Origin of the sequence: Stenotrophomonas cyclobalanopsidis, from assembly GCF_008710035.1 — a bacterium.
GTDB classification, from domain to species: Bacteria; Pseudomonadota; Gammaproteobacteria; order Xanthomonadales; family Xanthomonadaceae; genus Stenotrophomonas; species Stenotrophomonas cyclobalanopsidis.
Window position 1 is genome coordinate 22,186 of the sequence record NZ_VYKI01000040.1, and the last position, 6,489, is coordinate 28,674.

At 65.3% G+C, this 6,489-nt stretch carries 6 protein-coding genes; 4 read left to right on the top strand and 2 right to left on the bottom strand.

Features of this window, described 5'->3' with window-relative positions:
- Positions 1–33: 33 nt before the first annotated feature.
- Positions 34–1,674: an MASE1 domain-containing protein gene (locus FJU31_RS18385; protein ID WP_150456020.1), complete on the top strand. Its 1,641-nt coding sequence runs from the start codon at positions 34–36 to the stop codon at positions 1,672–1,674.
- 53 nt (positions 1,675–1,727) lie between these two features.
- On the opposite strand, the gene FJU31_RS18390 is transcribed toward FJU31_RS18385, so the two are convergent.
- On the bottom strand, positions 1,728–2,117 hold the full coding sequence (locus FJU31_RS18390) for a hypothetical protein (RefSeq protein WP_246161458.1): 390 nt from the start codon (positions 2,115–2,117) through the stop codon (positions 1,728–1,730).
- 204 nt (positions 2,118–2,321) lie between these two features.
- Between FJU31_RS18390 and FJU31_RS18395 the strand changes: the two genes are divergently transcribed.
- Both FJU31_RS18395 and FJU31_RS18400 read left to right on the top strand, forming a co-directional pair.
- A complete protein-coding gene (locus FJU31_RS18395) occupies positions 2,322–3,674 on the top strand; it encodes a diguanylate cyclase (RefSeq protein ID WP_150456022.1) in 1,353 nt (450 codons plus the stop codon).
- 71 nt (positions 3,675–3,745) lie between these two features.
- Positions 3,746–4,207: a bacteriohemerythrin gene (locus tag FJU31_RS18400; RefSeq protein ID WP_150456023.1), complete on the top strand. Its 462-nt coding sequence runs from the start codon at positions 3,746–3,748 to the stop codon at positions 4,205–4,207.
- Here FJU31_RS18400 and FJU31_RS18405 read toward each other — a convergent pair.
- Positions 4,188–5,477 (bottom strand): MFS transporter, encoded by a 1,290-nt coding sequence (locus FJU31_RS18405; protein WP_188115537.1) that lies wholly within the window; start codon positions 5,475–5,477, stop codon positions 4,188–4,190. The two genes, FJU31_RS18400 and FJU31_RS18405, sit on opposite strands and share 20 nt — an antisense overlap.
- A 155-nt stretch (positions 5,478–5,632) precedes the next feature.
- Between FJU31_RS18405 and FJU31_RS18410 the strand changes: the two genes are divergently transcribed.
- The gene (locus FJU31_RS18410; protein ID WP_246161461.1) at positions 5,633–6,271 is read left to right on the top strand and encodes a hypothetical protein; all 639 of its coding nucleotides are present in this window, start codon (positions 5,633–5,635) and stop codon (positions 6,269–6,271) included.
- Positions 6,272–6,489 lie beyond the last annotated feature (218 nt).

The following is a 6,489-nucleotide window of genomic DNA, read 5'->3' on the forward strand; positions in this document are numbered from 1 at the left end:
CGATACCGTCGATCCAACCGGGGCCCGCGGCGAATGGAAGCTGACAGGGTATATGGACAGGAAGGGGAAGTACGATTGAACTGGTGGAATGAAGGCCTGCAGTTGAAGTTGCGCATCCATCCGGCAGGTCTTGCCCTGGCTGCGCTGTATGCGATTGCATGCTGGGGCGCACGGCAGCTTTCCCTTGATCAGTTCTACCTTCCTGCCGGGGTCCGGGTCGCGGCGGCGCTTCTTTGCCCCCCGCGGCTATGGCCTTATCTGCTGCTGGGTGAGTACGCCTATTTCGCGCAGATGCGCGTGCCGATGATCGAAAAGTATGGACCGGCCTGGGTAGTGCTGGGTTCGACCTTGCTGATGCCCGCCGTCATGCTGATCGTGCATCTGCACAGAAAATTCATGACCGCCAGCAGGAACACCTGGCTTATCTCGGTTGCCGCCTCATGTGCCGTAGCGGTCACGTCACTCAACCTGGTGCTGGCACACCTGCTGTGGCCGGTGCCTCCGGCGATGCCCGTACTGGCGAGCATCGCACGTCTTGTGGTCGGCGATTTCATCGGCATCCTGACTCTCGCGCCTTTGGCACTGCTGTGGATACGCCGAAGCACCCATCCTGCCTGGGCCCGGGGCTTCGTCCTTCAGGCAGGGGCGGCGCTTGCCGTGATGATCGTGCTGGGACTCTACGCGGCACAGCTGCCATTGGATGAGGTGAATGCCAAAACGTCCATGCAGTTGATGATGGTGATACCCGTGGTGGTGATGACCTGCCTGTATGGCTGGCGTGGTGCTGCCATCGGCGTTCCATCCCTCAACCTGATCATTGGGCTTTCCACTCCCGGCCCTTACACCGGCGCCTTTGATTCAGCCGCCTTCGCAACCCAGCAGGTCATGGCCACCACCGGTGTTGCATTGCTGGTGCTGGGATCGCGCATCTCCCATTACTATCACCGTTCCCGGCTGGGTGAAGTCGGCGAACGAGATGCGCTCAAGCACGCGCGCAATTCTCTGGTCGCAAGCGAGCTGGACCTTCGCGAACGTGCACGACACCTCAGGAAGTTGGGCGATGGGATGGATACCTCGCTTGGTGAAGTCGCAAACTGGCTGAGCGCGCAGGGACATCCAACTGTCGCAAACAGCCTGTTACACATGGCGTCGGTCCATTCACGACAGTTCCGCGAACAGACAAGCATGGTGTATCCCGCAGCGCTGGAACATCTGGGCCTGTACGTTGCCCTTCAGGCAGGCGGCGTTCGCGAAGCCTGGGACCTGAGCAATCGAGTCCTGCGTCCGCGCCTTCTCGGTGACCCTTGCCGCCTCAGCACTGGCTTGCAGCTGGCCGCCTACCGCGCCCTCAACGACGCGGTTTCGTTGCTGCTCAACCATGAAGCCGGCCAGATCCAGGTTCGTGCGCGGTGCGGCCGTGTCGGATCACGTCGCGGCATACTGATGTCGGTCGCACTGCTGGACGGCTACCGCGCGTTGTCATCGGAAACCCGCGAGGCGGCCATCGAACGTTTGGCCGGCCGCGCGATGGCGTATGGCGGCTCGGTGCAGTCGCAACGCAACCGGATCAGAATTGCGTTGATCGAGACAGGAGCACCGGCGCCTCTTCCTTCGTTTCATCCGGCGGATCGTAGTGCCTCATTCGACGGGGAACACTCTCAGACCCGGGCCTGAAGACAGGGCGGCGCCGTGAAGCCCGGCGCCGCCCGGACTGACTCAGCTGAAGCTCATGGAGCTTCCACCGACCAGACCACCTCATCGCCACTCCGGTAACGGAACAGCGAGAAGTCGCTTGCCTGGTAGATCCGCGAGCGAACGGCTCCGGCGGGCACGCCGATACGCTGCTCGGGCAGCGACACCTTCGCCGGATTGCTCCCGGCGGGTAGCACGAAGTAGGTGCCACCGGCGTTGCCGATGATCAACTGCACGTTCCCCGTCAGGTCATTGACCTGCAGGTACATGACACCGTCGCGCTGGAATCCATACAGCAACCACGCCGGATCCTGACTCAGGTTGACAGCCAGCGGCGCGGACTGTCCCAGCCCGGCAGTCGCCAGCGGCTTTCCGTGAAAATCCGACGGGCCTCCAGCATAAGCGGGCGCTACGGCAAGCAACATGATTCCACCAGCTGCACCAGATCGTAGGAATCGCACAATGACCTCCAGGTCGAAGTTGAAGTCGGGAACCTCAGCGCGATACTAACCGCTTCGCGGCACGCGTATGGCACCTGACGGAAACTTGCACCCCATTTCCCCTAAAGTTTCTTCCGCAACCGCCGCTACCCATCCCGAGCGCCCCTCCCTCACGTGAGCCTCCGCACCATGCCCGTCCTCCCGCAGGTCGTTGTCGATGGCGACCTGGCAGACCCCCTTCCGCAGCGGATCCTGCTGGTGGAAAACTCCCGCGCGTTCACCGGAATGCTGCGCGAAGCAATTGAGCAGCGCCTGGAACTGCCGGTGGTGGTGGCCTCCACGCTGGCCGAAGCCGACCGCCTGCTCAGCGACGAGGGTGGCTGGTTCCTCGTGCTGACCGGGCTGGTGCTGGCCGACGGTGACCGCGATGCGGTCGTCGAGTTCTTCCTCAAGCGCGACCTGCCCACCGTGGTGGTCAGCAGCGTGTACGACGAAGACCTGCGCAAGCGCGTGCTGCAGCAGCAGATCATCGACTACGTGCTGAAGAACACGCCCGGCAGCATCGATTACCTGGTATGGCTGGTGCAACGGCTTGAACGCAACCGCCGCATCGCCGCGCTGGTGGTGGATGACTCGCCCTCGGCCCGCGGTTACGCCGCGGCGCTGCTGCGCATGTACGGCCATGAGGTGTTCGAGGCCGCCGACGGTGCCCAAGGCCTGGCCGCGATCGAAGCGCACCCGGCCATCCGCCTGGCCGTGGTCGACCAGGAAATGCCCGGCATGCAGGGCGTGGAATTCACCCGTCGCCTGCGCACCCTGCGATCGCGCGACAAGGTGGCGGTGATCGGCATATCCGGCAACACCGACGCCTCGCTGATCCCGCGCTTCCTGAAGAACGGCGCCAATGACTTCCTGCGAAAGCCCTTTTCGCGTGAGGAGTTCTTCTGCCGCGTCTCACAGAACGTCGACCAGCTCGAGCTGATCGGCACCCTGCAGGACCTGGCCACCCGCGATTTCCTCACCGGCCTGCCCAACCGCCGCTGCTTCCTGGAACAGAGCCAGCGCCAGCTGCCGCAGCTGCAGCTGCACGGCCAAAGCGTGGCGGTGGCGATGATCGACATCGACCACTTCAAGCACATCAACGACACCCATGGCCACGAGGCCGGCGACGATGCGCTGCGCGCGGTGGCGCGCGCGGTGGGCGACCACGCGCGAAGCCAGGACCTGATCGCACGCTTCGGCGGCGAGGAATTCTGCCTGCTGGTGCCGGAGATGGAGCAGGACGAAGCCATCGTCTACTTCGAGGAACTGCGCCAGCGCATCGCCGCGCTGGAAGTGGATATCGGCACCGCCACCCTGCGCATGACCGTCAGCATCGGCCTGTGCTGCCTGCATCCACAGCGCGACTCGCTGCACAAGCTGATTTCCGAAGCCGACCGCCAGCTTTACCTGGCCAAGGCGGCCGGCCGCAACCGGGTCAGCTGCGCCACCGTGGCCAACCCACTGCGCCCGCGCGATGCGGCGATGACCGCCGCGCTTTGATCCAGATCAACGCCGCCTGAGCGCGGCGATCCTACAGTCAGCCCCGACATGAACATGAAGGGGAGCCGGGGATGGCACTACTGGTCTGGCAGGACGATCTGAACATCGGCATCGATGTGATCGATCAGCAACACCGACGCATCGTCGACATGCTCAACCACCTGCACGTGGCCCAGGCCGGGCTGCAGACGGCGGTGGTGGCCGAAGTGATCGACGAAGTGGTGGACTACACCCTGTCGCACTTCGCGTTCGAGGAGGAGCTGATGGAGGAAGCGGGCTATCCGTTCTGTGCCGCGCACAAGCGCGTGCATGAGATATTCATCAAGCGCGTGGCCGAGTATCGCCTGCGTTTCCAGGCGGGCGAGGACGTGACCGACGAACTACGCACGATGCTCTCGCGCTGGTTGTTCAACCACATCCGCGGCGATGACCAGGCCTACGCCGAACAGGTCAAGGCGCACCTCAACCAGTTCGCCCGCGAGCACCAGAGCGGCGGCTGGCTGGGCCGCACGCTCAAGCGTTTCTTTGGCTGAGCTGCGCGCGCCGCTGCAGGGCCAGCAGCGCGCACAACGTCGCCACAGCGGCCAGGCAGAGGTAGTAACCCACCGCGACCAGGCCGAAGCGTTCGGCCAGCCAGGTGGCCAGATACGGCGCCGGTGCCGCACCGAGGATGCCGGCCAGGTTGAACGACAGCGATGCGCCGGTGTAGCGCACTTCCACCGGATAGATCTCGGCCAGGAAGGTGCCGCACGGGCCGTAGGTCAGGCCCATCAGGAACAGGCCCAGGCACAGGAAGGTCAACACCAGCCACGGGCTGTTCGCCTGGAACAACGGTGCGAACAGCACGCCGAAGCCGAGGATCAGCAGGCTGGCGAACACCATCGTGCGGCGCGTGCCCCAGCGGTCGCCATAACGCGCCGACAGCGGAATGCCCGCCGCGAAGAACAGCATCGCGCCCATCTGCATCAGCAGGAACTGCTCGCGGCTGTAGCCCAGCACGGACGTGCCGTGGCCGAGGCTGAACACCGTCATCAGGTAGAACAGCACGAAGGTGGCGAACGCGCCCAGCGTGCCCAGCAGCATCGGCAGCCAGTGGTCCCGCAGCACCGTCCACATCGGCAGCCGTACCGGCGCCTTGCGCTCCAGCGCCTGCTGGAAATCGGGCGTCTCGTGGATGTTCAGGCGCACCCACAGGCCCAGGCCGACCAGCAGCGCGCTCGCCACGAACGGGATGCGCCAGCCCCACTGCAGAAAGTCCTGCTGGCCCAGGCAGCGGCCCAGCAGCAGGAAGATGCCGGCCGACAGCAGGAAGCCCAGCGGCGCGCCCAGCTGCGGGAACATGCCGTACCAGGCGCGCTTGCCCGGCGGTGCGTTCTCGGTGGCCAGCAGCACCGCCCCGCCCCATTCACCGCCCAGCCCCAGGCCCTGGCCGAAGCGGCACAGCGCCAGCAGGGCCGGCGCCCACAGACCGATCTGCGCATGGGTGGGCAGCAGGCCGATGGCCACCGTGGACAGGCCCATGGTCAGCAGCGCCGCCACCAGCGTGGCCTTGCGGCCGATGCGGTCGCCGAAGTGTCCAAACACCGCTGAGCCCACCGGGCGCGCGATGAACGCCACCGCAAAGGTCGCCAGCGACTGCAGCAGGGCCGCCTGGTCACTGCTTTCCGGAAAGAACAGGTGCGGGAACACCAGCACCGCCGCCGTGGCATAGATGTAGAAATCGAAGAACTCGATGGTGGTGCCGATGAGGCTGGCCAGCAGGACGCGGCTGGGGGAATTCACGGGCGGAGCGGCAGCGGTGATCGAGGACATCGGCAAGGCATGGAAGGTGGATCGGCCGATTCTGCCACGCGTGGGCGGCCTGACGGGACGATGGTTTCAGCCGACACCGATGCCAACGGAATTTTTCTGGACACTGGTTAGGCTGCGCCACCGGTCCCTGCATGGATGCTTCGCCGATGGCCCCTATGGTTGCGTTGCGCTGGTCCGATTCACCGCAGCTGCCGCGCACGATGGCCTGGCTGGTCGTAGTGCTGCTGCATGCCCTGCTGGGCGCGTGGCTGTGGCAGAGCGGCCGGCTCGGCGCAGCGCGGGAGGCCGAAGAACGCATCAGCCTGCGCTGGCTGCCACCGCCACTGCAGCCGCCCTCGCCGCGCGACGTGCCCGTTGCGGTATCGGCGGCACCGATGCCGGCCCGCCCCGCGCGGCGGGTTGCGCCTGCACCGCTGCCGCCGGCAGATGTGGAAAGCGACAGTACGCCGACACCGGCACCCCTCGTGCTGGGCCTGCCGGCCGGCAGCATCGACGGTGGAGATGGCATCACGGCGGCGGGGGTGGCACCACGATTGATCGGCCGCCGGGAGGTGCATGCCGCGTTCGGACCGCGGCGGAACTACTTCCGCATCCGCAGGACGATGACGCCCGAGCAGATCGTGCACGGCGTGGCGCAGCTGCTCGGCCTGTGGCCGCCGGGATACATCGTCGATCCGTGCCAGCTGGGAAAGCAGGACATGGACTATTTCCAGGGAGCGGTGGAGGAAATGGACCGACAGGCGCTGCGTGATGCGGTGCTGGTGGTGAGCACACGGTGCCCGTAGAGTCGAGCTTGCTCGACTTCGCTCTCTGTAGAGTCGAGCTTGCTCGACTTCGCTCTCTGTAGAGTCGAGCTTGCTCGACTGCTTTTCGCGAAGAGCAGCCGAGCATGGCTTGTATGTTCCTCCCGGCTCCTACGAGGTATGTAGGAGCCAGGGTGGAGGGACCGACAAGCATGGATCTGCGGATAGCGCCGACAGACGAGCCGAGCGATCCCCATCCC